General features: G+C 68.6%; 25 protein-coding genes. 9 read left to right on the forward strand and 16 right to left on the reverse strand.

The window, feature by feature from the left end:
• Nucleotides 1–62 precede the first annotated feature (62 nt).
• The gene (locus IFU30_RS07970) at nt 63–872 is read left to right on the forward strand and encodes an SGNH/GDSL hydrolase family protein (protein ID WP_079705978.1); all 810 of its coding nucleotides are present in this window, start codon (nt 63–65) and stop codon (nt 870–872) included.
• A 39-nt stretch (nt 873–911) separates the two neighbouring features.
• Here IFU30_RS07970 and IFU30_RS07975 read toward each other — a convergent pair whose 3' ends face one another.
• The gene (locus IFU30_RS07975) at nt 912–2156 is read right to left on the reverse strand and encodes a D-alanyl-D-alanine carboxypeptidase (protein WP_192004884.1); all 1245 of its coding nucleotides are present in this window, start codon (nt 2154–2156) and stop codon (nt 912–914) included.
• A gap of 84 nt (nt 2157–2240) precedes the next feature.
• On the reverse strand, nt 2241–3044 hold the full coding sequence (locus tag IFU30_RS07980) for a TrmH family RNA methyltransferase (RefSeq protein ID WP_191941121.1): 804 nt from the start codon (nt 3042–3044) through the stop codon (nt 2241–2243).
• A 138-nt stretch (nt 3045–3182) separates the two neighbouring features.
• On the opposite strand from IFU30_RS07980, the gene IFU30_RS07985 reads away from it, so the two are divergent.
• The gene (locus tag IFU30_RS07985) at nt 3183–4085 is read left to right on the forward strand and encodes a Sir2 family NAD-dependent protein deacetylase (protein WP_079705976.1); all 903 of its coding nucleotides are present in this window, start codon (nt 3183–3185) and stop codon (nt 4083–4085) included.
• Between the two features lie 4 nt (nt 4086–4089).
• On the opposite strand, the gene IFU30_RS07990 is transcribed toward IFU30_RS07985, so the two are convergent.
• The gene (locus tag IFU30_RS07990; protein ID WP_079705975.1) at nt 4090–4992 is read right to left on the reverse strand and encodes an alpha/beta fold hydrolase; all 903 of its coding nucleotides are present in this window, start codon (nt 4990–4992) and stop codon (nt 4090–4092) included.
• A 104-nt stretch (nt 4993–5096) separates the two neighbouring features.
• Between IFU30_RS07990 and IFU30_RS07995 the strand changes: the two genes are divergently transcribed.
• Nucleotides 5097–5870 carry an exonuclease domain-containing protein gene (locus IFU30_RS07995; protein ID WP_192004885.1) on the forward strand — a complete coding sequence of 258 codons (774 nt, stop codon included), beginning with the start codon at nt 5097–5099 and terminating at the stop codon, nt 5868–5870.
• Nucleotides 5871–5942: 72 nt separating this feature from the next.
• Here IFU30_RS07995 and IFU30_RS08000 read toward each other — a convergent pair whose 3' ends face one another.
• The 3 genes from IFU30_RS08000 to glgA form a co-directional block, all read right to left on the reverse strand.
• Nucleotides 5943–6191: a type B 50S ribosomal protein L31 gene (locus IFU30_RS08000; protein WP_056005588.1), complete on the reverse strand. Its 249-nt coding sequence runs from the start codon at nt 6189–6191 to the stop codon at nt 5943–5945.
• Between the two features lie 157 nt (nt 6192–6348).
• A complete protein-coding gene (locus IFU30_RS08005; protein ID WP_085510924.1) occupies nt 6349–7161 on the reverse strand; it encodes an ABC transporter ATP-binding protein in 813 nt (270 codons plus the stop codon).
• Nucleotides 7162–7224: 63 nt separating this feature from the next.
• Complete coding sequence (gene glgA / locus IFU30_RS08010) at nt 7225–8406, reverse strand: glycogen synthase (protein ID WP_192004886.1); 1182 nt, start codon at nt 8404–8406, stop codon at nt 7225–7227.
• 45 nt (nt 8407–8451) lie between these two features.
• On the opposite strand from glgA, the gene IFU30_RS08015 reads away from it, so the two are divergent.
• Both IFU30_RS08015 and serB read left to right on the forward strand, forming a co-directional pair.
• Nucleotides 8452–9696 carry a glucose-1-phosphate adenylyltransferase gene (locus IFU30_RS08015; protein ID WP_064296946.1) on the forward strand — a complete coding sequence of 415 codons (1245 nt, stop codon included), beginning with the start codon at nt 8452–8454 and terminating at the stop codon, nt 9694–9696.
• Nucleotides 9693–10388, forward strand: a complete 696-nt coding sequence (serB, locus tag IFU30_RS08020; protein WP_192004887.1) for a phosphoserine phosphatase SerB — start codon at nt 9693–9695, stop codon at nt 10386–10388. The genes IFU30_RS08015 and serB overlap by 4 nt, the downstream gene beginning before the upstream one ends.
• Nucleotides 10389–10446: 58 nt before the next feature.
• Here serB and fabG read toward each other — a convergent pair whose 3' ends face one another.
• A complete protein-coding gene (gene fabG / locus IFU30_RS08025; RefSeq protein ID WP_079705970.1) occupies nt 10447–11157 on the reverse strand; it encodes a 3-oxoacyl-ACP reductase FabG in 711 nt (236 codons plus the stop codon).
• A 161-nt stretch (nt 11158–11318) separates the two neighbouring features.
• On the opposite strand from fabG, the gene IFU30_RS08030 reads away from it, so the two are divergent.
• From IFU30_RS08030 to IFU30_RS08040, 3 genes are read left to right on the forward strand one after another with little or no spacing between them, the layout of a single operon-like run.
• Nucleotides 11319–11627, forward strand: a complete 309-nt coding sequence (locus tag IFU30_RS08030) for a DUF3099 domain-containing protein (protein WP_086473255.1) — start codon at nt 11319–11321, stop codon at nt 11625–11627.
• On the forward strand, nt 11624–11848 hold the full coding sequence (locus IFU30_RS08035) for a hypothetical protein (protein WP_192004888.1): 225 nt from the start codon (nt 11624–11626) through the stop codon (nt 11846–11848). Before IFU30_RS08030 ends, IFU30_RS08035 begins: the two co-directional genes overlap by 4 nt.
• Entirely contained in the window at nt 11845–12693 is an 849-nt protein-coding gene (locus IFU30_RS08040) for an SURF1 family cytochrome oxidase biogenesis protein (RefSeq protein ID WP_085510918.1), read from the forward strand. Before IFU30_RS08035 ends, IFU30_RS08040 begins: the two co-directional genes overlap by 4 nt.
• 80 nt (nt 12694–12773) lie before the next feature.
• Here IFU30_RS08040 and abc-f read toward each other — a convergent pair whose 3' ends face one another.
• The 7 genes from abc-f to sufB form a co-directional block, all read right to left on the reverse strand.
• On the reverse strand, nt 12774–14372 hold the full coding sequence (gene abc-f / locus IFU30_RS08045; RefSeq protein WP_056005615.1) for a ribosomal protection-like ABC-F family protein: 1599 nt from the start codon (nt 14370–14372) through the stop codon (nt 12774–12776).
• Nucleotides 14373–14492: 120 nt separating this feature from the next.
• Entirely contained in the window at nt 14493–15659 is a 1167-nt protein-coding gene (locus IFU30_RS08050) for a MalY/PatB family protein (RefSeq protein WP_192004889.1), read from the reverse strand.
• 93 nt (nt 15660–15752) lie between these two features.
• Nucleotides 15753–16082, reverse strand: a complete 330-nt coding sequence (locus tag IFU30_RS08055; RefSeq protein ID WP_056005622.1) for a metal-sulfur cluster assembly factor — start codon at nt 16080–16082, stop codon at nt 15753–15755.
• A gap of 28 nt (nt 16083–16110) precedes the next feature.
• Nucleotides 16111–16887 (reverse strand): Fe-S cluster assembly ATPase SufC, encoded by a 777-nt coding sequence (gene sufC, locus IFU30_RS08060; RefSeq protein WP_064296938.1) that lies wholly within the window; start codon nt 16885–16887, stop codon nt 16111–16113.
• Between the two features lie 4 nt (nt 16888–16891).
• Entirely contained in the window at nt 16892–17215 is a 324-nt protein-coding gene (locus IFU30_RS08065) for a non-heme iron oxygenase ferredoxin subunit (RefSeq protein ID WP_441005546.1), read from the reverse strand.
• The gene (gene sufD, locus IFU30_RS08070) at nt 17215–18423 is read right to left on the reverse strand and encodes a Fe-S cluster assembly protein SufD (protein WP_192004890.1); all 1209 of its coding nucleotides are present in this window, start codon (nt 18421–18423) and stop codon (nt 17215–17217) included. The genes IFU30_RS08065 and sufD overlap by 1 nt, the downstream gene beginning before the upstream one ends.
• Nucleotides 18423–19841, reverse strand: coding sequence for a Fe-S cluster assembly protein SufB (sufB, locus tag IFU30_RS08075; protein ID WP_079705963.1), 1419 nt, complete (start codon nt 19839–19841; stop codon nt 18423–18425). Before sufB ends, sufD begins: the two co-directional genes overlap by 1 nt.
• A 307-nt stretch (nt 19842–20148) precedes the next feature.
• Between sufB and IFU30_RS08080 the strand changes: the two genes are divergently transcribed.
• Nucleotides 20149–21120 carry a COX15/CtaA family protein gene (locus tag IFU30_RS08080; protein WP_192005431.1) on the forward strand — a complete coding sequence of 324 codons (972 nt, stop codon included), beginning with the start codon at nt 20149–20151 and terminating at the stop codon, nt 21118–21120.
• Between the two features lie 27 nt (nt 21121–21147).
• On the opposite strand, the gene IFU30_RS08085 is transcribed toward IFU30_RS08080, so the two are convergent.
• Both IFU30_RS08085 and IFU30_RS08090 read right to left on the reverse strand, forming a co-directional pair.
• Complete coding sequence (locus IFU30_RS08085) at nt 21148–23757, reverse strand: DUF3516 domain-containing protein (RefSeq protein ID WP_192004891.1); 2610 nt, start codon at nt 23755–23757, stop codon at nt 21148–21150.
• Nucleotides 23758–23761: 4 nt separating this feature from the next.
• Nucleotides 23762–24682, reverse strand: a complete 921-nt coding sequence (locus IFU30_RS08090) for a heme o synthase (protein ID WP_064296933.1) — start codon at nt 24680–24682, stop codon at nt 23762–23764.
• Between the last annotated feature and the right edge of the window lie 344 nt (nt 24683–25026).

The raw sequence follows: 25026 nt of genomic DNA on the forward strand, positions 1-25026 counted from the left end.
TCCGCCAGCCGAGGGGCGGGCGTACGCTGGAGGTTCCGGATGCACAGCAGGAGGAACCACCCATGACCGAACAGCACCATCCCTGGTCGCGGTACGTCGCCATCGGCGACTCGTTCACCGAGGGGATCGGTGATCCCGAGCCGGGCGCGCCGGGCGGGCACCGTGGGTGGGCCGATCGGGTCGCCGAGGTGCTGGCCGCGCAGAACTCGGACTTCGCCTACGCCAACCTCGCCGTGCGCGGCAAGCTCGCGCAGCAGATCCTCGACGACCAGGTGGAGCCCGCCCTGGAGCTGCACCCGGACCTCATCACGATCTCGGCGGGCGGCAACGACGTGATCCGGCCCGGCACCGACCCCGACGACATCGCCAGACGACTCGAGCAGGCGATCATCCGCCTCCGGAGCGACGGAGCGACGGTCGTGCTGTTCACCGGCGTGGACGTCGGCTTCTCTCCCGTCTTCCGCAGCATCCGCGGCAAGGTCGCGATCTACAACGAGAACCTGCGGGCCATCGCCGCCCGACACGACTGCATCATCGCCGACCAGTGGGCACTCCAGGCCATCCAGGATCCGCGGATGTGGGCGCCGGACCGCCTGCACCTGAACGCGCTCGGCCACCATGAGGTCGCCCGCCTCGTCCTGCACGCGCTGAACGTGGAGAACGACCTCAAGCCGCTGCAGCCGGAGCCGCTCCCCGTCAGGCGTTGGCGTCAGGCCCGGACCGAGGACTTCGCCTGGGCGCGTGAGTACCTCGTGCCGTGGGTGCTCCGTCGGGTGCGGCACCAGTCGTCCGGCGACCACATCACCGCCAAGCGACCGCTCGCCGGCCCGTTCCTCACGGTCGCAGCGCAGGACCAGGAACTCGACGTCTGACCGTCCGGCCGATCACCCGGGCTCCGGCGTCTGCTGCGGTCACGGGTTGGTCAGGCGCCACCAGGGCGTGACCGGGGCGACGTCCGCGTCGAGGGCCAGCGGGACGTCGATCGTCGCCGCACCAGCCTCCGCGCCCGCTCCCACGGTGTAGCTGAGCTTCCCGACCGTCGAACCGGCGGCACCGGCGTCGATGGCTCTGGCGCGGCTCTCGACCGTGATCGGGGTGTCCTGCCAGACGAGCACGGAGGCGTCGGACGCCACGACGACCTTCGCGGCCTGATCCCATGCGGTCGAGTACGAGCCGACCGATTGCCCGGCAGTGGCGAGCTGGACCTGGTGGAATCCGGCCGGCACGCTCTGCAACAGGGAGACCACGGCCTCGTTGAGCACGGTGTGGTCGTCGGCGCCGAGGATGACGCCGACGACGGTCACCGTCCGCCCCTCCACCTGGAGGTCGGCGGAGAACAGCAGGCAGGCGCCGGAGGCGTCGTCGGTCCCCGTCTTCATGCCGGTCACCCCGTACTGGCCGAGGAGGGCGTTCGTGTTCTCGACTTCGCCGATGGCGGGCAGCACCGCCGTGGGCTCCTTGACGATCGACGAGAGCACCGGGTCGGCGAGCACGAGCTTGCCGATGGTCACGAGGTCGCTCGGGGTGCTGACGTTCGTCTCGCCCAGGCCGCTCGTGTTCGTGACGGTGGTGCCCGTCAGCCCACGTGCATCGAGCCAGGCGCGCGCCGCGTCGAGGTACGCGTCGACCGAACCGAAGGCCCAGACGGCGAGCGAGATGCTGTAGTTGTTCGCCGACGGGAGGAGCAGTGCTTCGAGCATCTGCCGCTGGGTGAACACCGACCCGGCGACGACGGGTGCCGCTGAACCGTTCTCCGCGATGGTGTCGTAGTAGAACCCGACGTCGGCGTCGGTCAGCGTGATGGACGGGCCCTGATCCCCCGCCGCGAGCGGCTTGGCCTCCAGCACGACGAGGGAGGTGATCGTCTTCGTGATGCTCGCGATGGGGAACGGCGTCTGCTCGCCACTCGAACTCAGGACGCCGTCGAACCCGACGGCACCGATGGCGCCGCGACCGAACCCTGGCCAGGCGACCGGTGTGGTCTGCTGGACGAGCGAGGTGGTGAGGGCGTCGCTGGATTCGAGCGTCGCAGCCGCGGCCGGCACCGGACGGAGCAGCGCGCCAGCGCTGTAGCCGAACAGCCCGATGAGGAGGGCGAGGACGCCGAAGACGGCGAGACGGCGGCGGCGGTAGATCTGTCGTCTCGTGAGTGGCACCCGGTCATGCTACCCGGCGCTCCTGCGCGTACCCTGTCGCGACGTGCCGCCGACCGGGCGTCCTCGAGCAGCGTGGGACCGTGGTCAGCGGACCCGGAGCTCCCAGAGGGCGACGGCGCTGGCCGACGCGACGTTCAGCGAGTCGACGCCGTGGAGCATCGGGATGGTCACGATCGTGTCGGCGGCGGCGAGGGCCGAGGCGCTCAGACCGTCGCCCTCGGCGCCGAGCACGATGGCGAGCCGTTCCGGCGCGGTCCGAGCATAGGTGTCGAGGTCCACGGCGTCGTCGGCCAAGGCCAAGGCGGCCGTCTCGAAGCCGGCATCCCGCAGGACGCCGGAAGCGACGTCCCATTCCGGCAGGCGGGTCCACGGCACCTGCAGGACCGTGCCCATGCTGACGCGGACGCTTCGACGGTACAGCGGGTCGGCGCAGCGCGGGGTGATCAGGACCGCGTCGGCACCGAGGCCGGCGACGGAGCGGAAGATGGCGCCGACGTTGGTGTGGTCGACGATGTCCTCGAGGATGACCACCCGGCGGGCGTCGGCGAGGAGCTCGGCGGGGTCGGCGAGCGGTGGGCGGTGCATCGCCGCGAGCGCTCCCCGGTGCAGGTGGAAGCCCGTCAGCTGCTCGAGGAGTGCGGGCTCGCCGACGAAGACTGGGACGTCGTGGCCCTCGAGGAGTGGCGAGACGTCCTCGAGCCACTTCTCCTGCAGCAGGACCGATCGCGGTCGGTGCCCGGCGCGCAGCGCACGTTCCATGACCTTCGTCGACTCGGCGATGTACAGGCCACCCGCGGGTTCGGACACCCGGCGGAGGGCGACGTCCGTCAGTCGCGCGTAGTCGTCGAGTCGTCCGTCGTCGAGATCGGTGATCCGGATGACCTGCATGGGAGACGTCCTCTCGACGCGATGTTCGACCTCCACCTTGCCAGAGTGGGAACACGATCGAAAACGAGGCCGTTTAGACTCAGGGGAAGCGATGGCCTGGAGCACTCCGATCATCGCGGACGGATGGACGGAGCAGGCATGAGCACGCTGATCGCAGCAGGGGATCCCGCTGACGAGACGGCCGAGGCCGGGCTCGAACGGGCGATCGAGCTGCTCGCGGACCGCCGTGTCGCCTTCCTCACCGGGGCCGGCGTGAGCACGGACTCCGGCATCCCCGACTACCGGGGCCAGGGTGCTCCGGTGCGGACCCCCATGACGGTCGACCAGTTCCTGTCCAACGACGACGCCGCGCGCAAACGCTACTGGGCCGGCAGCCACCTCGGGTGGAAGCGGTTCGACGGCGCTCGCCCGAACGCCGGCCACCGGGCCATCGCGCTCCTCGAGGAGGCAGGCATCGCCGACGGCGTCATCACGCAGAACGTCGACGGCCTCCACGTCAGGGCCGGCTCGCGCCGCGTCGTCGACCTGCACGGGTCGATGGACCGCGTCAGCTGTCTCTCCTGCGGGCAGAGTTACGCCAGGTCGAGCATCGCGGAGCGCATGACGGACCTGAACCCGTGGCTCGACACCGAGACGGACGTGACGATCAACCCGGACGGCGATGCCGAGGTCGGGCGCGTGGACGAGATCGTCGTCCCCGTGTGCACGGTCTGCGGTGGCATGTTGAAGCCGGACGTGGTCTTCTTCGGCGAGTTCATCCCGACGGAGAAGTACGCCGAGGCAGCCGCACTCGTGCGCGGTGCCGACGCACTCGTGATCGCCGGGTCGTCCCTCGTGGTCAACTCGGGGATCCGGCTCCTCGAACTCGCCCGCCGGAAGCGGTTGCCGATCGTCGTCATCAACCGCGGCGTCACGAAGGCGGACGGCCGCGCGGACGTGAAGCTCGACGCTGGTGCCAGTGAGACGCTCACCGGGATCGCCGCCCGCCTGGTCCCGTCCGCATTCACGAGCGTCGTCTCGCAGGAGGCGACCGACGCCTGACGCCTCAGGCGTCGGTGCGGTCGTCCGCGAGGAACGCGGTGAGGCGCTGCGCCGCGTCGTGCGGCTCCTCGTAGTGGATGAGGTGTCCGACGCCCGGGATGACGTGCAGCTGCGCGTCGGCGAACCGCTTCGCGAGCGCGTACTGCGCGGCCACAGGCGTGATGTCGTCACGCTCGGCGGCGATGAGCAGCGTGCGGCTGGGGATGCGGTCGGCGTACTCGCTGACGTCGTGGCTGACCGAGGCGGTGAACGACTCGAGGACGACCTCCCGGTCGGCGAAGGCGCTGAAGTACTGGTCGTGCTGGGCGTGGATCCACCGACGGAGCGTCGGGTCCTTCGTCTTCGACATCGCGACGCTCATGATGCGCACGACGCCCTTGTTCCGGAGGAAGGCGAATCCCAGGCGTTTCGGGAGCTTCGCGGACGACCAGTAGTAGAAGACCGCGAGCCTCGTCAGGACACCTCGAGGGCCCTGGAGCGCGGGGGCGGCGATCGGGTTCACGAGGACGAGGTCGTCCGGTCGGAGTCCCCCGGCGACGGCGGCGCTCGACACGATCGAGCCGAACGAGTGCCCGAGCAGGACGACACGGCCGGTCAGGTGCAGCTCCTCGATGAACCGTCCCAGCCAGGCGGCGTACCCCTCCACGGAGTGGGTGGCCTCGGGGAAGGGTGCCGAGCTGCCGAAGCCGGGGAGGTCCGGAGCGATGATCCGGAACCCGGAGAGCTGCGCGACGACCGGTTCGAGGCCGTGGTGGTCGCCCCGGAACCCGTGCACCATGACGATCGTCGTCGACGCCTCGTGGTCGCCGTAGTCCCAGAACCGCGTCTCGGCTCCGTCCACGATGAGCGAGCGCTCCCGGACGGGGATGCGGTCGAGCTGGTCGGCGTACGGTGATTCGACGGGCATCCACTCAGTCTAGGCAGTCCGGCTCTGCGTTCACCCGTTGATGCGGACCGTGCCGCCCCGGCGTGGCACAGGCCCCTGTCGGAGGTGCGTCATAGGGTGAAGGCGTGAACACGGTCGACGCGAATCCCCACTGGACGGACCGCCTGGCGGTCTTCGATCTCGAGACGACGGGCATCGAGGTGGAGACGAGTCGCATCGTGACCGCCTTCGTCGGTGTCATCACCGCGGACGGTTCGGTCGAACGCTCGTGGTCGTGGATGGCCGACCCCGGGGTCGAGATCCCCCCTCGCGCCGCCGAGATCCACGGCGTCACGACGGAGCGGGCCCGGGCGGAGGGGCGTCCGGCACCGGCCGTCGTCGGCGAGATCGTCGCCGTCCTCACCGAGCTGTTCGCCGCACGGACCCCGGTCGTCGCCTACAACGCGCCCTACGACTTCTCCCTCCTGCACTTCGAGGCGGAGCGACACAGGGTGACCTCGATCACCGACCCGTCCCCCGTCGTCGACCCGCTGATCCTCGACCGGCGGCTCGACACCTTCCGGCGCGGCAAGCGGACGCTCGAGGTCGTCGCCGCCCTACACGGCGTTCCGCTCGAGGGTGCGCACGACGCGGGGGTGGACGCCGTCGCCGCCGGACGCGTCGCTCAGGCCATCGGTCGGCTTCATGCCGACGCCCTGCCGACGAGCGTCGACGAGTTGCATGAGGCCCAGCGGACCTGGTCGCTCGAGCAGGCGGAGAGCTTCCAGTCCTACATGCGCCGCGTGCGCGATCCCGAGTTCATCGCCGACGGTGCTTGGCCCATCCGCACCGGACGCCCTGCCGCCCGGCCCGAGGCACCGATCATCGTCCCAGCGGACCAGCTGCCCATCGGCATCTGAGCCGTACGGCTCGCCACGACGACGAACGCCCCGATCCGAGGATCGGGGCGTTCGTGTATTCCAGCGGAAGGACTACTTGCCGAAGCCCTTGAAGCGCTGGTTGAACTTCTCGACGCGACCGGCGGAGTCCATGATGCGCTGCTTACCCGTGTAGAACGGGTGCGACTCCGACGAGATCTCCACGTCGATCACCGGGTAGGTGACGCCGTCGAGGTCGATCGTCTTGCCCGACGAGACCGTCGAGCGCGTGAGGAACGTCGCGCCGGAGGCGAGGTCGCGGAAGACGACGGCTTCGTACGTGGGGTGGATGTCAGATTTCATCAGCAGTCCTTGTTGAGTGGATGGTGTGGGTAGTACCCGCGCTCGGAACTCCAGGCACGAGGCAGAAAGCTCTTGGCTCCGCGAGCCAAAGGTCGACTTTACCAGACTCGGCGCGCATCTGCTCGCCAGCCGAGGACGACTCGCCGAGGCGTGGCGGTCAGGAGGGGGCGACGGCCGAGCGTCCGGCGCGGACGGAGCGGGCGTGGAACCGGCCGTCCTCCTCGCTCAGCTCGATCGGGAGGTCGAAGGTCTCGCTGAGGTGCTCGGCCGTGAGTGTCTCGGCGATCGGGCCGGCGGCGACGATGCCGCCGTCGCGAACGAGCAGGACGTGGGTGAACCCGACAGGGATCTCTTCGACGTGGTGGGTCACCATGATGATCGCCGGCGAGTCGTCGGCGCTCGCGTAGCCGCCGAGCAGCTCGACGAGCTCCTCGCGCGTGCCGAGGTCGAGGCTCGCGGCCGGCTCGTCGAGCAGGAGGAGTTCGGGGTCGGTCATGATGGCCCGCGCGATCTGCACGCGCTTCTGCTCGCCGTCGCTCAGCGTGCCGAAGCGGCGGTCGGCGAGGTGGTCGAGCTTCCACTCCGCGAGGACCCGCGACGCGCGCTTCACGTCGATGTCCTCGTACTGCTCGACCCAGCGCCCGGTGACCGAGTAGGCCGCCGTGAGCACGACGTCCAGGACGGTCTCCTCCGGCGGCACCCGCTTCGCGAGGGCGGAGGACGCGAAGCCGATGCGCGGGCGCAGTTCGAAGACGTCGACCCGGCCGAGCGTCTCGTCGAGCACGGAGACCGTGCCCTTCGAGGGGTGGATGAGCGTCGCCGCGAGCTGCAGGAGCGTCGTCTTGCCGGCGCCGTTCGGGCCGAGGACGATCCATCGCTGGTCGCCCGTCACCGTCCAGTCGACGCCATCGAGGATGGGGTTGAGATTACGGACGACGGACACATCGGAGAACTGCAACACGCTCGGCATGGTCCTAGCCTATCCGCCAAGACTCGTCGCGCGTCGCCGTCCTCCGAGGTGTCCGCAGGTGGTTCAGACCAGGCTGCGGTACAGCTCCGCCGTCTGGGTGGCGATGCGCGACCAGCTGAAGTCGGACTCCGCGCGTCGGCGACCAGCGGCCCCGTAGACCCTCGCCTGGGCGGGATCCTGGACGACCTCGGTGAGGGTGGCGGCGAGGTCGGCGACGAAGCGCTCCGGGTCGAGCGGGGTGCCGGTGCCGTCGGAGGCCTGCGCGAGCGGGACGATCCTGCCGGTCACACCGTCCTGCACGACCTCCGGGATGCCGCCGGTCCCCGTCCCGACCACGGCGGCACCGCAGGCCATCGCCTCGAGGTTGACGATGCCGAGTGGCTCGTAGATCGACGGGCACACGAAGGTCGTGGCGGCGGTGAGGACGGTGCACAACTCGTGACGCGGGAGCAGTCGTTCGATCCACACGACCCCGGTGCGCTCGCGCTGCAGCTCCTCGACGAGCCCCTTGACCTCGGCGAGGATCTCCGGGGTGTCGGGAGCGCCGGCACACAGGATGAGCTGCACGTCGGGCGGCAGCAGTCGGGCCGCGCGGAGCAGGTACGGCAGCCCCTTCTGACGGGTGATCCGACCGACGAAGACGACGGAGGGACGGGACGGGTCGATGCCGAGGGACCGCAGCAGCTCGTCGTCCACGCGTGGCTGCCAGTCGGTCAGGTCGATGCCGTTGTAGATGACCTGCACCTTGGCCGGGTCGAGGCTCGGGTACGACCGCAGGATGTCGCGACGCATGCCGTCGCTGACCGCGACGACGGCCGCGGCGCCTTCGTAGGCGGACTGCTCGATCCAGCTGGACACGCGGTACCCGCCGCCGAGCTGCTCGGCCTTCCACGGGCGGAGCGGCTCCAGACTGTGCGCGGTCACGACGTGCGGGATGCCGTGCAGCAGTGACGCGAGGTGACCGGCGCCGTTCGCGTACCAGGTGTGCGAGTGCACGAGGTCGGCCCCGGCGACGTCCTGGGCGATCAGGAGGTCCGTCCCGAGGGTCGTGAGGGCGCCGTTCGCCCCCTGGAGCTCGGCCGGGACACCGTACGCGACGGTGTCGGCCTCGTCGCGTGGAGCGCCGAAGCAGCGCACGGTCACGTCGATGTCGCTACGGAGGGATTTCACCAGCTCCGACACGTGGACGCCTGCGCCGCCGTAGATCTCCGGCGGGTACTCCTTTGTCACAAGATCAACTCGCATGTCTAGACGCTAGTACAGGTCTCGTCCGGCATCTATTGTGAAGCCATGGCCGCCTCAAAGAAGATCTTCGGAATCGTCCTCGCTGGTGGGGAAGGGAAGCGGTTGATGCCGCTGACCGCAGACCGCGCGAAACCGGCCGTACCGTTCGGCGGGCAGTACCGCCTGATCGATTTCGCGCTGTCGAACCTCATCAACTCCGGACTCACCCAGATCGTCGTCCTCACCCAGTACAAGTCCCACAGCCTCGACCGCCACGTCTCGCAGACCTGGCGGTTGTCCGGCCTGCTCGACTCCTATGTCGCGTCCGTGCCGGCGCAGCAGCGTCTCGGGAAGCGCTGGTTCAGCGGATCCGCTGACGCGATCCTGCAGAGCCTCAACCTGATCCGCGACGAGAAGCCCGACATCGTCGTGGTCGTCGGCGCCGACCACGTCTACCGCATGGACTTCGCGCAGATGATCGAGGCGCACATCGCCTCGGGCAAGAAGGCGACGGTCGCCGCGATCCGTCAGCCCATCTCCCTCGCCGACCAGTTCGGCGTCATCGACGTCGACGCGGACGACCCGACGACCATCGCCCGCTTCCTCGAGAAGCCGCTCGACGCGCCGGGCCTGCCCGACTCCCCCGGCGAGGTGCTCGCCTCGATGGGCAACTACGTCTTCGACGCCGACGCACTCATGCAGGCGGTCATCGACGACGGTGAGGTGACGAGCTCGAACCACGACATGGGTGGCGACATCGTCCCGTACTTCGTCGACCGCGGTGAGGCCGGCGTCTACGACCTCCAGCGGAACGACGTGCCCGGCTCGACGGATCGCGATCGCTACTACTGGCGCGACGTGGGGACGATCGAGTCGTTCTACGAGGCCCACCAGGACCTCATCTCGACGCTCCCGATCTTCAACCTGTACAACCGCGACTGGCCGATCTTCAGTTCGCAGCTGAACTCGCCGCCGGCGAAGTTCGTGCGGGACGCGAAGGGCAACCTCGGCCAGACCATCGACTCGATCGTCTCCCTCGGTTCGCTGCTGTCCGGTGCCCACATCGAGCGCAGTGTCCTCGGGCCATGGGCGCTCGTGGAATCCGGCGCCCACGTCTCCGACTCGGTCGTGTTCGACAAGGTCCACATCGAACCGGACGCCGTCGTCAAGCGGGCTATCCTGGACAAGGATGTGGTGGTCACCTCCGGCGCGAGCGTCGGTGTCGACCACGACCGTGACCGCGCTCGCGGTTTCACCGTCACCGAATCCGGTCTCACCGTGGTTGGCAAGGGAGTACGCGTCGTTCCATGAGTACCGAGCGTTCGGCAGTGGCGGATCCCGAGGCAGCACTCCCCCCACAGGCCGGACGAGGCGTCCGGTTCCTCGCGGTCCTCGACGCCGACTCGACGCTCATCCAGAACGAGGTGATCGAGCTGCTCGCCGAGGAGGTCGGCAGCCTTTCTGAGGTCGCCGCCATCACCGAGCGCGCCATGCGCGGTGACCTCGACTTCGCCGACAGCCTCCGGGCCCGGGTCGCGACGCTCGCGGGCCTGCCCGTCGACCGGATCCCGGTGATCGCCGAACGGATCCGGACGACGGCCGGCCTGGAGACGCTGATCGGCCGGCTGCATGCGCACGGGTCACGGATCGGTGTCGTGTCCGGCGGGTTCCATGAACTGCTCGACCCGCTCGCGGAGGTACTCGGCCTCGACCATGTGCGGGCGAACCGCCTCGAGACCGCCGACGGTCGGTTGACGGGAGGCCTCAGCGGTCCCATCATCGACGCGGCGGCGAAGGCGGCCGCACTGCAGGAGTGGGCCGACGAGGACGGCGTGCCGTTGGGACGGACGATCGCGATCGGCGACGGAGCCAACGACCTCGAGATGATGGCCGTCGCCGGGCTCTCGGTCGCGTTCAACGCGAAGCCGATCGTCCGCCGCCATGCCGACGTCGTCGCCGGCCGGGTCGACCTCGCCGGCGTCCTCCCGCTCCTCGGGATCTGATCCGCGCGTCGGGGTCAGCGCCCGATGTCGGGTTCTGCTCGGTGCGGTGCTGCCCGGGTCAGTGACCCATGCCGAGGCCGCCGTCGACCGGGATCACGGCGCCGGAGATGTAGCCCGCGTCGTCACCGGCGATCCACGTGACGACCTTCGCGACCTCGTTCGCACTCGCGAAACGCGCTGCCGGGATGCTCTTCTTGTACTCGGCCTGGGTCTCTGCGGGCAGTTCGGCGGTCATGTCGGTCTCGATGAACCCCGGGGCGATCACGTTCGCCGTGATCCCACGTGCACCGAGCTCGCGGGTGATGGACCGCGCCATGCCGATGAGGCCGCTCTTCGAGGCCGCGTAGTTGACCTGTCCGGCGGACCCGTAGAGGCCCACGACGCTGGAGATGAGCACGATGCGCCCGAAGCGTGCCTTGAGCATGCCTTTGGACGCACGCTTGACGACGCGGAAGGACCCGCCGAGGTTCGTGTCGACCACCTGGTCGAAGTCGTCTTCGCTCATCCGCATGAGCAGGGTGTCCTTCGTGATGCCCGCATTCGCGACGAGCACCTCGACCGGCCCGAGCTCCGACTCGATCTCGGTGAACGCCGCGTCGACGGAGGCGGCGTCGGTGACGTCCGCGCGGACGGTCAACGTGCCAGCGGGGCCCTCGCCGGATCGTGCGGTGACGGCGACGCGGTGACCCTGCGCGACGAACTCCTCGGCGATGGCGAAGCCGATCCCCCGGTTGCCTCCGGTGACGAGTACGGTGCGTGGTGCGGTCATGGTCGATTCCTCTCCTGCGGCGATACCGGCCGACTCGTGCGGCGGCCGTCGGGGCGCGCGACGTTCCGGCCGCGGGCCCGTACCAGCATATGGGGGTACTCCCTTTCTCCCGGTGATTTGGGGGCTTCGCCCACCCGCCGAGCGCGTAGGCTGGTCATGGCATGAAGCAGCAGAGCATCACCTCCCTCCCACCGGCTCCCGAACAAGAGCGCCGGCAGCGGCTCATCAAGTACTCGATCACCATGGGTGTCCGGTTGCTTTGCCTCGCTGCGCTCCCGTTCGTCCAGGGCGGTTGGATGTTCGCGGTCGCAGCCGGTGCCATCTTCCTGCCGTACGTCGCCGTCATCATCGCGAACGCCGGGTCGCTGCCGTCGCAGGGGGCCATCGAGCGCCCCACCGGTGTCGTCGTGTCCCAGCGGCCGATCATCGTCGACGACTCGGTTCCGCCTCGTCCGGCCGACCAGGCATGATCGGGTTCGGTGCCGAGCCCGACGGCGTGATCTGCTCCCGGGCCGGCTGCCGCGCGGCGGCGAGCTGGCGGATCGAGTGGCGCAATCCGAAGATCCACGCGGAGGACCGCGTGAAGGTCTGGACCGCCTGCGACGAACACGTCGACTTCTTGGAAGCCTTCCTCGAAGCCCGCTCCTTCCCGCGCGAGCGGCGTCCGCTGGCGTCGGCGGTCGGCTCATGAGCGCGGGTTGGCGGTTCGCCTTCAGCCGCCGTTGGCTCGGCTACCTCGGCGTCGCGATCGTGTTCGCGATCGTGTGCGTCCTCCTCTCCAACTGGCAGCTCGCCCGCGCGAGCGAGAAGGAGGAGGAGGTCCAGCGCATCGAGACCAATTGGGACGCGACCCCGATCCCGCTCGACGAAGCGCTGCCGTCGCTGGACTCCTTCAGCGTGGCCGACGAATGGCACCCGGTGTCGATGAGTGGCACCTACCTGCCTGACGAACAGCTGCTGGTCCGGAACCGTCCCCGGAACAACCAGGCGGGCTTCAACGTCCTCACGCCGCTCCGACTTGCCAACGGAGACGTGTTCATCGTCGACCGTGGCTGGGTCGCTGCGAACGATTCACTCGAAGCACCCGAGTCGGTCCCGGCCCCTCCGAGCGGTGAGGTCTCGGTCGTCGTCCGCATCCGACCCGGCGAACCGACGCTCCCGGGCCGCGGGGCCGCCGACGGCCAGGTGGCCACGATCAACCTCCCGCAGATCGCCGAACTCCGCGGCGAGACGCTCTACTCCGGTGCGTACGGCATGCTCCTCTCGGAGAGCCCGGCGCCTGCCGAGGCGGCACCGCTCGGTCCGATCAAGCCCGAGCCGAACGAGGGGATGCACCTCTCGTACGCGCTGCAATGGGTGGTCTTCGCGCTGATGGGCTTCATCTTCCTCGCCTATGCCATCCGTCAGGAGTACCGCATCCTGAACTCCGACGACCCGAAGGAGCAGCGGCGTGCGGCTGCGCGCGCCGAACGGCTCGCCGCGAAGGCACGGTCCGACGCCGACATCGAGGATGAGATCCTCGAAGCGAGTCGCTGACCCGACCGCCCCGAGCCGTCGACGGACGGGGCGCGCCCGGCCCGTGATGCTCACGGGCCGGGCGCGCTGGCCCGCTGGCGCTAGGCCAGGCTGACGAGGTCCTGGTAGTCCTTGTTCCAGTGGTCCTCGACGCCGTCGGGCAGGATGAGCACCCGCTCGGGGTTGAGCGCCTCGACGGCGCCCTCATCGTGACTCACGAGCACGACGGCACCCTCGTAGTGGGCGAGCGCGTCGAGGATCTCCAGACGGCTGGCCGGGTCGAGGTTGTTGGTCGGTTCGTCGAGGAGGAGCATGTTCGCGCCCGAGACGACGATCATCGCGAGAGCGAGTCTCGTCTTCTCGCCACCGGACAGCACGCCCGCGAGCTTGTTGGAGTCGTCGCCGGTGAACAGGAACGAGCCGAGGACCTTGCGCGCTTCCATCTCGGTGATGTTCGGCGACGAGGAGACCATGTTCTCGAGCACGCTGCGCTTCACGTCGATCGTCTCGTGCTCCTGCGCGTAGTAGCCGATCCGCAGGCCGTGCCCGGGCTCGAGCTGCCCGGTGTCGGGCTGGTCCACTCCGGCGAGGATCCGCAGCAGGGTCGTCTTGCCCGCGCCGTTGAATCCGAGGATGACGACCTTCGAGCCACGGTCGATCGCGAGGTCGACGGCCGTGAAGATCTCGAGCGAGCCGTAGCTCTTCGACAGGTTGCTCGCCATGAGCGGCGTCCGGCCACAGGGCGCCGGGGTCGGGAACCGCAGCTTGGCCACGCGGTCTTGCGCGCGGACCTCTTCGAGCCCGGAGAGCATCCGTTCGGCGCGAGCCACCATCTGGTGGGCTGCGGCCGCCTTGCTGGCCTTCGCACCGAACTTGGCCGCCTGGAGCTGGAGCGCCGTCGCCTTCTTCTCGACGTTGGTGCGCTCCTTCTTCCGGCGCTCCTCGTCGGCCTCGCGCTGACGCTGGTAGTTCTTCCAGTTCATGTTGTAGATGTCGATGACGGTGCGGTTCGCATCGAGGTAGAAGACCCGGTTGACGGTCTCGCCGACGAGCTCGATGTCGTGCGAGATCACGATGAACCCGCCCTTGTACTGCTTGAGGAACTCACGCAGCCAGACGACGGAGTCGGCGTCGAGGTGGTTGGTCGGCTCGTCGAGGATGAGCGTCTCGGCGTCGGAGAAGAGGATGCGCGCGAGTTCGATGCGGCGGCGCTGTCCACCCGAGAGCGTCTTCAGCTGCTGATCGAGGATGCGGTCGGGCAGGTTCAGGTTCGACGCGATCGAGGCCGCCTCGGCCTCTGCGGCGTACCCGCCGAGCGCGTTGAACCGGTCGGTGAGGTTGCCGTACTTCTTCATGGCGGCTTCCGCCACCTTCGGGTCGTCGCTCGCCATGGCCATGCTCGACTCGTGCATGCCGAGCGCGAGCTGGCCGAGACCGCGCGCATCGAGGATGCGGGTGCGGGCGAGGTCCTCCGGGTTGCCGGAGCGCGGGTCCTGCGGCAGGTAACCGATCTCGCCACCGCGATCGATCTTGCCGTTCGTCGGGAGGGTCTCCCCCGCGAGCGTCTTGGTCAGGGTCGTCTTCCCTGCACCGTTGCGGCCGACGAGGCCGATCTTGTCGCCGGCGGACACGCGGAAGTTCACGTGCTCCATGAGCACGCGTGCCCCCACGCGGATCTCGAGGTCGTGCACACTCAGCACAGGCATAGTCCATTTCTTCGGGTGCGTTTCGACAACGCGGAGGGTGGGGGTCAGCCTCCCAGTATAAATCGTGAATCCGATGCTCAGCACCGCGGCCGTTCCGGTGCGGCCGGACAGCAGTCAACGCAGGGCGGAGATCCGTCCGACCGCCTCGGTGAGGAGCTCGGGTGAGCAGGCCAGGTTGAGTCGTGCATGGCCGACGCCGCCGGGCCCGAACGGGGCTCCCTCCTGCAGGGCCACGCGCGCCTCGCGCAGGATGCGTCGCGCCGGGGGCTCGGTCCAACCGAGCGTGGTGCAGTCCAGCCAGGCGAGGTACCCGGCGGCAGGCGGACGGTAGCCGACCTCGGGCAACTCGGTGCCCAGCAGCTCACCGAGCAGCCGCCGGTTGCCGTCGAGCAACCCGAGGAGCCCGTCCAGCCAGGGCTCTCCGGCCTCGAAGGCGGCGACCGAAGCCAGTACACCGAACTGGCCCGTCCGCCAGAACACCTCGACCGGCATCCCGGCGACCACGCTCCGCGGCCCGGGGCCGGCGGTGACCATCACCGCGCACTTCAGGCCGGCGAGGTTCCAGGCCTTGCTCGCCGACAGGACGGCGTACCCGTGTTCGGAGGCCTCGTCGGACACGCTGAGATAGGGGACGAACCGCTCGCCCGGCTGGGTGAGCGGAGCGTGGATCTCATCGCTCACGACCGTGACCCCGTACCGCGCGGCCAGCGCGGCGACCGAGCGGAGTTCGTCGACCGTGTGCGGCCGACCGATCGGGTTGTGCGGGTTGCAGAGGAGGAACGCCTTCGCGCCGTTGCGGAAGGCGGCTTCGAGACCGTCCAGGTCGAGCCGCCAGCCTCCGGCGGGATCGTCGGCGCGGCTGGACCCGAGCAAGGGGACGTCCACCACGACTCCCCCGGCCTCGGTGACGAGGTCGAAGAACGGCGGGTAGACCGGCGAGGTGATCACGACGCCCTCGCCGGGAGAGACGACGCGACGCAGGATCTCGACGATGCCCATGCTGACGTCGGCGGTGGTGAACACGGAACCGGGATCCACGTCCCATCCCCAACGTCGCGCTGCGAAGTCGGCGAACGCCTGCGGGAGCCGTGTGCGGCTCGCGACATACCCGGCGTCACCGCGGTCGATCGCCGCGTGCAGGGCATCGCGGACCACGGGTGCCAGGGGGACGTCCATCTCGGCGACGAACATGGGCAAGACGTCGTCGGGGTACTCGGACCACTTCTCGCTCGTCCGGCTGCGCAGGACGTCGAGGGGGTCTGCGGACACGATCTCGGTCATGCCTCGACCCTATCCGGGATCAGCCGGACGACGCTGCCGGGAACAGGACGACGGACGGCTGCAATGCAGCCGTCCGTCGTCGGGGAGGTTCGATCAGATCGAGAAGCCGAGGGCACGCATCATGTCGCGCCCGTCGTCCGTGATGCGCTCCGGGCCCCACGGCGGCATCCACACCCAGTTGATGCGGAAGGCGTCGACGATGCCGTCGAGCGCTTGACCCGTCTGCTCCTCGAGGACGTCCGTGAGCGGACATCCGGCGGAGGTCAGGGTCATGTGGATGATGAGCGCGTCGTTCTCGTCATCCCAACCCAGGTCGTAGATGAGACCGAGGTCGACCACGTTCACCCCGAGCTCGGGGTCCATGACGTCCTTGAGCGCCTCTTCGACCTCGTCGAATCGTTGCGGACTGAGCGTTGTTACCATGTCGTTATCTTAGACCGCTCGCGCGGCTTCAGGCACCTTCCGGGGCGACGACGGCGTCGACGAGGAAACGGTCGTAGCCTTCGTTCTCGAGTCGGTCGGCGAGCTCGGGACCGCCCTGCTCGGCGATCTTGCCGGCGACGAAGACGTGCACGAAGTCCGGCTTGATGTAGCGGAGGATCCGCGTGTAGTGCGTGATCAGCAGGACGCCGAGGCCCGTGTTCTCCTTGGCGCGGTTGACGCCCTCGGACACGATCTTGAGGGCGTCGACGTCGAGGCCGGAGTCGGTCTCGTCGAGGACTGCGAACTGCGGCTTCAGCAGCTCGAGCTGGAGGATCTCGTGACGCTTCTTCTCGCCACCGGAGAAGCCCTCGTTGACGTTGCGCTCGGCGAAGGCAGGCTCCATGCGCAGGTTCTTCATCGACTCGCGGACGTCCTTGATCCAGCCGCGGATCGCGGGCGCCTCGCCGTCGACGGCGGTCTTCGCCGTGCGGAGGAAGTTCGTGACCGTGACGCCGGGGATCTCGACCGGGTACTGCATCGCGAGGAAGAGTCCGGCACGGGCGCGCTCGTCGACGCTCATCGCGAGGACGTCCTCGCCGTCCAGCGTGATGGATCCGCTGTCGACGGTGTACTTCGGGTGGCCGGCGATCGTGTACGCGAGCGTGGACTTGCCCGAACCGTTCGGACCCATGATCGCGTGCGTTTCGCCCGTGCGGATGGTGAGGTCGACGCCACGCAGGATCGGCTTGGTGCCCTGCTCGGTTTCGACGCTGACGTGCAGGTCGCGGATTTCGAGGACTGACATGGTGCTAGATCTCTTTCGTTGCGGTCGGGTCGATGTAGATGTCACCGTCGATGAGCTCGACGGTGTAGACGGGGACCGGCTCGTAGGCCGGAAGGGTGAGCGGCTTGCCCGTCGTGAGCGAGAACTGCGAGCCGTGTGCCCAGCATTCGAGGTTGCCGTCCTCGACGAAGCCTTCGGACAGCGAGATGTCGCCGTGGGTGCAGAGGTCGCCGATCGCGAACAGTTCGTCCGACGCGTCGCGCACGAGGGCGATCGGCACGCCGTCCACCACGACCCGCTTGGCCTGGTTGACGGCGAGCTCGTCGAACGAGCACACCTTCGTCGCCATCAGTGCTGCGCTCCGCCGGTGCCCTGTCCGTCGGCGCCGAGCAGTTCGGCCTCGATGGCCGCCGAGAGGCGCTCCTGCAGCTCGGTGTCACCGATCTGCTGGATGATCTCCACGAGGAAGCCGCGGACGACGAGTCGTCGTGCCTCGTCCTCAGGGATGCCTCGAGCCTGCAGGTAGAAGAGCTGCTCGTCGTCGAAGCGTCCGGTCGCGCTCGCGTGACCGGCACCGGCGATGTCGCCGGTCTCGATCTCGAGGTTCGGCACGGAGTCGGCACGGGTGCCGTCGGAGAGGACCAGGTTGCGGTTCTGCTCGTAGCTGTCGGTGCCGACGGCACGGTTGCTGATGAGGACGTCGCCGATCCACACGGACCGCGCACCCTCGCCCTGCAGTGCGCCCTTGTAGGTCACGCGCCCGCGGGTGTTCGGTGCGTCGTGGTGCATGTAGACCTGCTGCTCGAGGTGCTGACCCGCGTCGGAGAAGTACACGCCGAGCGAGTCGAGGTCCGAGCCCTGACCGGCGAGGTGCAGGGTCGGGTTCACCCGGACGACCTTGCCGCCGAGCGACACCACGACGTGCTTGAGGTGGGCGTCGCGACCGATGGACGCGAAGTGGCTGGCGAGGTGCACGGCGGCGTCGTCCCACCACTGCACGGTCACGACGGTCACGTCGGCCTGTTCGCCGACGACGATCTCGACGTTCTCGGTGAGGCGGGCCTCGCCCGCGTTCTCGATGATGATGAGGCCACGGCTGAACGGCGCGGCGGTGATGACGGTGTGCGCAGCGCGGGCGCCGTCGCCGAGCCCGCTCCGCTCGAGGCGCAGGGTCTTGGGCTCCTCGCCCGTGACCGAGATCGCCAGTGCCTGGTCGAAGCTCGACCAGGCGTTCGCGGAGGCGCGCTCCTCCGGCACGCCGGCGGAGCCGACGCGGGCGTCGTCGCGACTGATCCACTCGACGCTGAAACCGTCGACGTCGTCGTGCGTGATCGGGGTGGGTGAGCCGTCGAGCTCCCCCGCGGTGAGGTCGGTGAACTGCGCGACCGGGCTGAGCTTCCAGACCGCCTCGCGTCCCGTCACCGCTGGGAAGTCGGCGACATCATAGGAGCTGAAGCGCTCCGATCGGGTCTGCACCGGGATGACGCGTCCTGCGCCGTCGCTGTGTGCCGTGATGCCGTGCTGTCCTTCGGTCTGAGTCGGTGCTGCAGTCGTCATTAACCGACGGATCCTTCCATGCCCATCTCGATGAGCTTGTTGAGTTCGAGTGCGTACTCCATGGGCAGTTCGCGGGCGATCGGCTCGATGAAGCCGCGGACGATCATCGCCATGGCCTCGTCTTCCGGCATGCCGCGGCTCATGAGGTAGAAGAGCTGCTCCTCGCTGACCTTGGACACCGTCGCCTCGTGTCCGAGCTGGACGTCGTCCACCCGGATGTCGATCGCCGGGTACGTGTCGCTGCGGGAGATGGTGTCGACCAGGAGCGCGTCGCAGCGCACGGTGTTGGCCGAGTGATGGGCGTTGGCGTCCACCCGGACCTCGCCGCGGTATCCCGCGCGTCCGCCGCCTCGGGCGATCGACTTGGAGACGATGGACGACTGCGTGTACGGAGCCATGTGGATCATCTTCGCGCCGGCGTCCTGGTGCTGGCCGGGACCGGCGAACGCGACGGACAGGGTCTCGCCCTTGGCGTGCTCGCCCATGAGGTAGATGGACGGGTACTTCATCGTGACCTTGGATCCGATGTTGCCGTCGATCCACTCCATGGTCGCGCCTTCGGCGGCCGTAGCGCGCTTCGTGACCAGGTTGTAGACGTTGTTCGACCAGTTCTGGATCGTCGTGTAGCGGACGCGGGCGTTCTTCTTGACGATGATCTCGACGACCGCGGAGTGCAGCGAGTCCGACTTGTAGATCGGCGCGGTGCAACCCTCGATGTAGTGCACGTAGCTGCCCTCGTCGGCGATGATCAGCGTGCGCTCGAACTGGCCCATGTTCTCGGTGTTGATCCGGAAGTAGGCCTGCAGCGGGATCTCGACGTGCACGCCGGGCGGCACGTAGACGAAGGAGCCACCCGACCATACGGCGGTGTTCAGCGCGGCGAACTTGTTGTCGCCGGACGGGATGACCGTGCCGAAGTACTCCTCGAAGAACTCGGGGTGCTCGCGCAACGCGGTGTCGGTGTCCATGAAGATGACACCCTGCGCCTCGAGCTCCTCGTTGATCTGGTGGTAGACCACCTCGGACTCGTACTGCGCGGCGACGCCGGAGACGAGGCGCTGGCGCTCCGCCTCGGGGATGCCGAGCTTCTCGTAGGTGTTCTTGATGTCGTCCGGCAGGTCCTCCCAGGTTTGAGCCTGCTTCTCGGTGGAGCGGACGAAGTACTTGATGTTCTCGAAGTCGATCTCGGAGAGGTCGGCGCCCCACGTCGGCATGGGCTTGCGCTCGAACAGCTGCAGGGCCTTGAGGCGGCGCTGCAGCATCCAGTCCGGTTCGTTCTTCAGTGCGGAGATGTCGGCCACGACCTCCGTGGAGATGCCGCGGCGCGCTGAAGCGCCGGCGACGTCGCCGTCGTGCCATCCGAACTCGTATTGGCCGAGTCCGGCGAGCTCCGGGCGATCGATCAGGATGTCTGACATGTGTCCCTCTTTCCTCCCTGGAGACAACCACCGGCTGGAGGTCGTCATTCCCTCCCATGGCACGCGCCTGATCGGAGCGGATTGGGGAGGGGATGTGCGGGCGGCTTCTTCGCGAACCTACAATGTTCATGAACCATGGCGCTTCTCGCGCGCACCGTGAACCTCATAATCCTACAGCTTCCTGTGGGTTGTGGGTGAGGACGGTGGATACCGCAGCCGTGGCCACCGCGAACCGAAGGATCGACCCGTGTCACACCACTCCAAGACCGCCGGTCGACCGACGCCGGCACCGTCCCTTCCCGACCGGGTGCGGGCCGCCCGGTTCTGGCAGTGGTTGCCGACGACGATCGACAAGCGCGTACGGGTCGTCGCCTGGCTCTCCTTCGCCTTCCAACTCGTCCTCATCGGGACCGGGGGTGCCGTGCGTCTAACGGCCTCCGGGCTCGGATGCCCGACGTGGCCGCGCTGCACGGACGACTCCTTCGTCAACACGCCGGAGATGGGCATCCACGGCTTCATCGAGTTCGGCAACCGACTTCTGACCTTCGTCCTCGCGGCCATCGTGATCGCCGCGTTCCTCGCGGTGATCCGCATGCGCCGGCAGCGCCCCGACCTCTTCCGACTGACCCTGCTCCAGGGCCTGTCGATCCCCGCGCAGGCGGTCCTCGGCGGCATCACCGTCCTCACCGGGCTGAACCCGTACGTGGTCGGGCTGCACTTCGTCATCTCGATCGTCCTGGTCGCCCTCGCGACGATGCTCGTCCATCGGGTCTACCGCGGGCCCCGTGGTGCGGTGAAGGTCATGCCCGGCTGGTACCTCGGCGTCGTCCACCTGACGAGCCTCTTCGTCGCCGTCACCGTCGTGTTCGGCATCCTGACGACGGGCTCGGGCCCGCACGCCGGCGACAACTCGAAGGAGGTGCCGGCGCCGCGCAACGGGTTCGACCCCGAGTTCCTCCAGCACCTCCACAGCTGGCCCGCCTACGCGACGCTCGCCGGCACCATCCTGCTGCTCATCGGCGCGATCGCGCTCGGTGCCCGCCGCGGGTCGCGCGGGGTGCGCACCGCGGTCTCCACGCTGCTCGCGGTCGAAGTGGTGCAGATCATCGTGGGGCTCACCCAGGCCCGCCTCGGACTCCCCGAGGTGCTGGTCGGGCTGCACATGGTGCTCGCCGGACTGCTCGTCGCCGCGATGACCTGGGTCGTGCTGCAGCAGCGGATCCCGGTCCGGACCGCGTCACGCGTCGAGGAGTCGGCATCCCTCAGCGTCTCCCGCTGACGACTCAGACGCTCTCCCGCCGACGGTTCAGCGGGCCTGCTGACGGCTCACTGCGCCTGCTGACGGCTCACTGCGCCTGCTGACGGCTCCGAGCATCCCGACCGCGGTCACGCGGACGACCGCGGTCCCGGTCTCGTCGGAGGCGTCGAGATCGATGACCGCGCTGATCCCCCAGTCATGGTCGCCGGCCGGATCGGCGAACACCTGACGTACCCGCCAGACACCGCCCGTGTCGCCGACGGGGCGCTCGTCCTCGTCGTCGACGACCAGCAGCGCCGGGCTCCGTGCTGCAGCACCGGTCGGGAGTTCACCGTGCTCCTCGAAGTACGGATCCATGGCGTCGGCCCAGGTGTCGGCGTCGAATCCGGCCGACGCGTCGAGCTCGCCGAGCGCGTCGTAGTGCTCCAGCGACGCGAGCTGGACCCGGCGGAAGAGTTCGTTCCGGACGAGGACGGTGAACGCCCGGCGGTTGGCGAGAACGCTCCGTGGCGTGGGCGGGAGTGACCGACTCGCCTCCGCATGGCGTTCGGGGTCCGGGTGGGACAGTTCCTCCCACTCGTCGAGCAGACTCGAGTCGACCTGTCGGACGAGTTCGCCGAGCCACTCGATGAGGTCCTGGAGCTCCTCGTCCTTGAACTCGTCCGGCACGCTCTGCCGGATCGCCCGGAAGGCGTCGGAGAGGTATCGCAGGACGAGTCCCTCGGACCTCGAGAGACTGTAGAACGAGACGAACTCGCTGAAGTTCAGTGCGCGCTCGATGAAGTCGCGGACGACCGCCTTCGGGCGGAGCTCGAGGTCGAGTGCCCACGGCTGCGCGGCGGTGTAGCTCGTGAACGCCGCCTCGAGGAGTTCCGCCAGCGGTCTCGGATGGGTGACCGCCTCGAGGAGCTCCATGCGCTGGTCGTACTCGATCCCCTCGGCCTTCATCGCCTGCACGGCCTCGCCCCTGGCGAGGTGCTGCTGGGCCATGACGATCTGGCGCGGATCGTCGAGCGTCGACTCGACCACCGAGATGACGTCGAGGGCGAAGCCGGGCTCCGCGGGGTCCAACAGCTCGAACGCGGCGAGGGCGAACGGCGACAGCGGAGCGTTGAGCGCGAAGTTCGGCTGCAGTTCGACCGTGAGGCCGATGACGACCTCACCCGTCTCAGGGTCGATCGTCTGGGTGATGACGCCTGCCGTGCGGAGGGTGCGGTAGATCTCGAGCGCGCGCCTGGCCAGGGCGAAGCGTCTCGCCCGAGGCTCGTGGTTGTCGAAGACGAGGGAGCGGATGGTGCCGAAGCTGTCACCGCCGCGTGCGATGACGCTGAGCATCATCGCGTGGGTGAGCTGCATGTGGCTGGTCAATGTCTCAGGCTCGGCCGCGACGAGACGCTGGAAGCTCGGCTCCCCCCACGACACGAACCCCTCCGGCGCCTTCTTCCGGATGATCTTCCGGCGCTTCTTCGGGTCGTCGCCGGCCTTCTCGATGAGCTTGAGGTTCTCGGTCTCGTGCTCGGGAGCCTGGACGACGACGGTGCCCGCGGTGTCGTAGCCGGCCCGACCCGCACGACCGGCGATCTGGTGGAACTCCCGGGCGTTCACCTGGCGCATCTTCGTGCCGTCGTACTTCGTGAGCGCCGTGAACAGGACCGTGCGGATCGGGACATTGATCCCGACGCCGAGGGTGTCCGTCCCGCAGATGACGCGGAGAAGACCACGTTGGGCCAGCTGCTCCACGAGGCGTCGGTACTTCGGCAGCATGCCGGCGTGGTGCACACCGATCCCGCTGCGGACGAGCCGGGACAGTGTCGTGCCGAACGCGGTGCTGAACCGGAAGTCGCCGATGGCGTCGGCGATCTCGTCGCGTTGCTCGCGGGTGACGACCTTGAGGCTGGTCAACGCCTGGGCGCGCTCGAGCGCCGCCGCCTGCGCGAAGTGGACGATGTAGATCGGAGCCTGTCCCGTGTGGAGGAGGTCTTCCACGGTCTCGTGGATCGGTGTGGTCGCGTAGGAGAAATGGAGCGGCACCGGTCGTTCGACGCCGGTCACGATGGCGGTCTCACGGCCGGTCCGGCGCTCGAGGTCCCGTGCGAGGTCGCCGACGTCGCCGAGGGTCGCGGACATGAGGATGAACTGCGTGTCCGGGAGGGTGAGCAGCGGCACCTGCCACGCCCACCCGCGGTCGGGGTCGGCGTAGAAGTGGAACTCGTCCATCACGACCTGGTCGATGCCGGCGTCCTCGCCGTGCCGGAGCGCCAGGTTGGCGACGATCTCCGCGGTGCAGCAGACGATCGGCGCGTCGGCGTTCACCGAGGAGTCCCCGGTGACCATCCCGACGTTCTCCGCGCCGAACATCTCGACGAGTGCGAAGAACTTCTCGCTGACGAGCGCCTTGATCGGGGCCGTGTAGTAGCTGCGGCGACCGGAGCTCAGCGCCGCGAAGTGTGCGCCGGCGGCGACGAGGCTCTTGCCGGTGCCCGTCGGGGTGGAGAGGATGACGTTGGCGCCGTCGACGATGCCGATGAGCGCCTCCTCCTGCGCCGGGTACAGGCTGAGTCCGCCGGCCTCGGCCCAGGAGACGAACCGGTCGAAGACGATGTCGGGGCTCTCCCCCGTCGCAGCGATCAGCCGGCCGCGTTCCGCTGCGTCAGCCACCGGGTCAGAACGGGAGCAGCGGGTCGATGCCGACGGCGAGGAACAGGAGGGTCAGGTAGGTGATCGAACCGTGGAAGACACGCATCGGCGAGACGTGCTCGTGGCGGATCGCGAGGTTGTAGAGGCGGTGGGTCTCGTAGACGAACCAGCCGCCGGACAGGAGGGCGACGGCGCTGTACAGCAGCCCCATGTCGGCCACCGGGATGAGCAGGAGCGAGCAGACGACCGTCGCCCACGCGTACAGGATGACCTGGAGGCCGACCTGCGCGCGACCGCGGACGACGGCGAGCATCGGCACGCCGACGGCCTGGTAATCACTGCGGTACTTCATGGACAGCGGCCAGTAGTGGGGCGGCGTCCAGAGGAACACGACCGCGAAGAGGATGATCGGTGCCCACGAGAGCGAACCGGTGACGGCGGCCCAGCCGATGACGACGGGGAAGCAGCCCGCGATGCCACCCCAGATGATGTTCTGCTGGGTGCGTCGCTTCAGCCACAGCGTGTACACGAAGACGTAGAAGAGGATCGCGCCGACGGACAGTGCGGCCGCGAGCCAGTTGGTGGTGGCGAGGAGCCAGACCGTCGAGACGACGCCGAGCGTCCACGCGAACACGAGTGCCTCACGCGGTGTGAGCTCGCCGGTGACGAGAGGGCGTTTCTTCGTGCGGTCCATGACCGCGTCGATGTCGCGGTCGATGTAGCAGTTGAACGCCGCCGCGGAGCCGGCGCTCAACGACCCGCCGATGACGGTCGCGATCACGAGCCACCAGTCGGGCAGACCGCCCTTCGCGAGGATCATGACGGGGATCGTCGTCACGAGCAGCAGTTCCATGACCCGCGGCTTGGTGAGGGCGATGTACGCCTTCGCCTTGCGTCGGAAACCGAGCTTGGGGCTCGACACACGTTCTGCTACAGCGACGTCCATTGCTCCTCTAACGTTCGGTTCACCACGCACTGCTCGCCCGGTGCGCGGTCCGCAGACGATTCTACGACACGCGCGGACGGCTCCCTACTCACGGTGCGCAGACGCGCGGTCCCTCACCGGGTCACGCCTGTCCTGCAAGCTCTGCGACGATCCGTGACGTCGCGTGTTCGCGCTCGTCGAACATCGACCCTCGGCTGCAGGGGTTCGCTATGCTGGGAAGTGCTCGCCAGCCACTGTGCACGCGTGCGCCCCCCTTCACCCAGTTCGAAGAGCGGTGTCGTGTGCTCGGACGCCGAAGACGACGTGGGCCGCGAACGCACAGAAGAAGGCTCGACCGCTCGTCG

The sequence above is a fragment of the Plantibacter sp. CFBP 8798 genome (assembly GCF_014841195.1).
Lineage (GTDB): Bacteria > Actinomycetota > Actinomycetes > Actinomycetales > Microbacteriaceae > Plantibacter > Plantibacter auratus.

Excerpts from the sequence above, each read along its gene's own strand:
- IFU30_RS07970 (WP_079705978.1), top strand. The coding sequence starts at position 63 with ATGACCGAACAGCACCATCCCTGGTCGCGGTACGTCGCCATCGGCGAC.
- IFU30_RS07980 (WP_191941121.1), bottom strand. The coding sequence starts at position 3,044 with ATGCAGGTCATCCGGATCACCGATCTCGACGACGGACGACTCGACGAC.
- IFU30_RS07985 (WP_079705976.1), top strand. The coding sequence starts at position 3,183 with ATGAGCACGCTGATCGCAGCAGGGGATCCCGCTGACGAGACGGCCGAG.
- IFU30_RS07990 (WP_079705975.1), bottom strand. The coding sequence starts at position 4,992 with ATGCCCGTCGAATCACCGTACGCCGACCAGCTCGACCGCATCCCCGTC.
- IFU30_RS08000 (WP_056005588.1), bottom strand. The coding sequence starts at position 6,191 with ATGAAATCTGACATCCACCCCACGTACGAAGCCGTCGTCTTCCGCGAC.
- IFU30_RS08005 (WP_085510924.1), bottom strand. The coding sequence starts at position 7,161 with ATGCCGAGCGTGTTGCAGTTCTCCGATGTGTCCGTCGTCCGTAATCTC.
- glgA (WP_192004886.1), bottom strand. The coding sequence starts at position 8,406 with ATGCGAGTTGATCTTGTGACAAAGGAGTACCCGCCGGAGATCTACGGC.
- IFU30_RS08015 (WP_064296946.1), top strand. The coding sequence starts at position 8,452 with ATGGCCGCCTCAAAGAAGATCTTCGGAATCGTCCTCGCTGGTGGGGAA.
- serB (WP_192004887.1), top strand. The coding sequence starts at position 9,693 with ATGAGTACCGAGCGTTCGGCAGTGGCGGATCCCGAGGCAGCACTCCCC.
- fabG (WP_079705970.1), bottom strand. The coding sequence starts at position 11,157 with ATGACCGCACCACGCACCGTACTCGTCACCGGAGGCAACCGGGGGATC.
- IFU30_RS08030 (WP_086473255.1), top strand. The coding sequence starts at position 11,319 with ATGAAGCAGCAGAGCATCACCTCCCTCCCACCGGCTCCCGAACAAGAG.
- IFU30_RS08035 (WP_192004888.1), top strand. The coding sequence starts at position 11,624 with ATGATCGGGTTCGGTGCCGAGCCCGACGGCGTGATCTGCTCCCGGGCC.
- IFU30_RS08040 (WP_085510918.1), top strand. The coding sequence starts at position 11,845 with ATGAGCGCGGGTTGGCGGTTCGCCTTCAGCCGCCGTTGGCTCGGCTAC.
- IFU30_RS08050 (WP_192004889.1), bottom strand. The coding sequence starts at position 15,659 with ATGACCGAGATCGTGTCCGCAGACCCCCTCGACGTCCTGCGCAGCCGG.
- IFU30_RS08055 (WP_056005622.1), bottom strand. The coding sequence starts at position 16,082 with ATGGTAACAACGCTCAGTCCGCAACGATTCGACGAGGTCGAAGAGGCG.
- sufC (WP_064296938.1), bottom strand. The coding sequence starts at position 16,887 with ATGTCAGTCCTCGAAATCCGCGACCTGCACGTCAGCGTCGAAACCGAG.
- IFU30_RS08065 (WP_441005546.1), bottom strand. The coding sequence starts at position 17,215 with ATGGCGACGAAGGTGTGCTCGTTCGACGAGCTCGCCGTCAACCAGGCC.
- sufD (WP_192004890.1), bottom strand. The coding sequence starts at position 18,423 with ATGACGACTGCAGCACCGACTCAGACCGAAGGACAGCACGGCATCACG.
- sufB (WP_079705963.1), bottom strand. The coding sequence starts at position 19,841 with ATGTCAGACATCCTGATCGATCGCCCGGAGCTCGCCGGACTCGGCCAA.
- IFU30_RS08090 (WP_064296933.1), bottom strand. The coding sequence starts at position 24,682 with ATGGACGTCGCTGTAGCAGAACGTGTGTCGAGCCCCAAGCTCGGTTTC.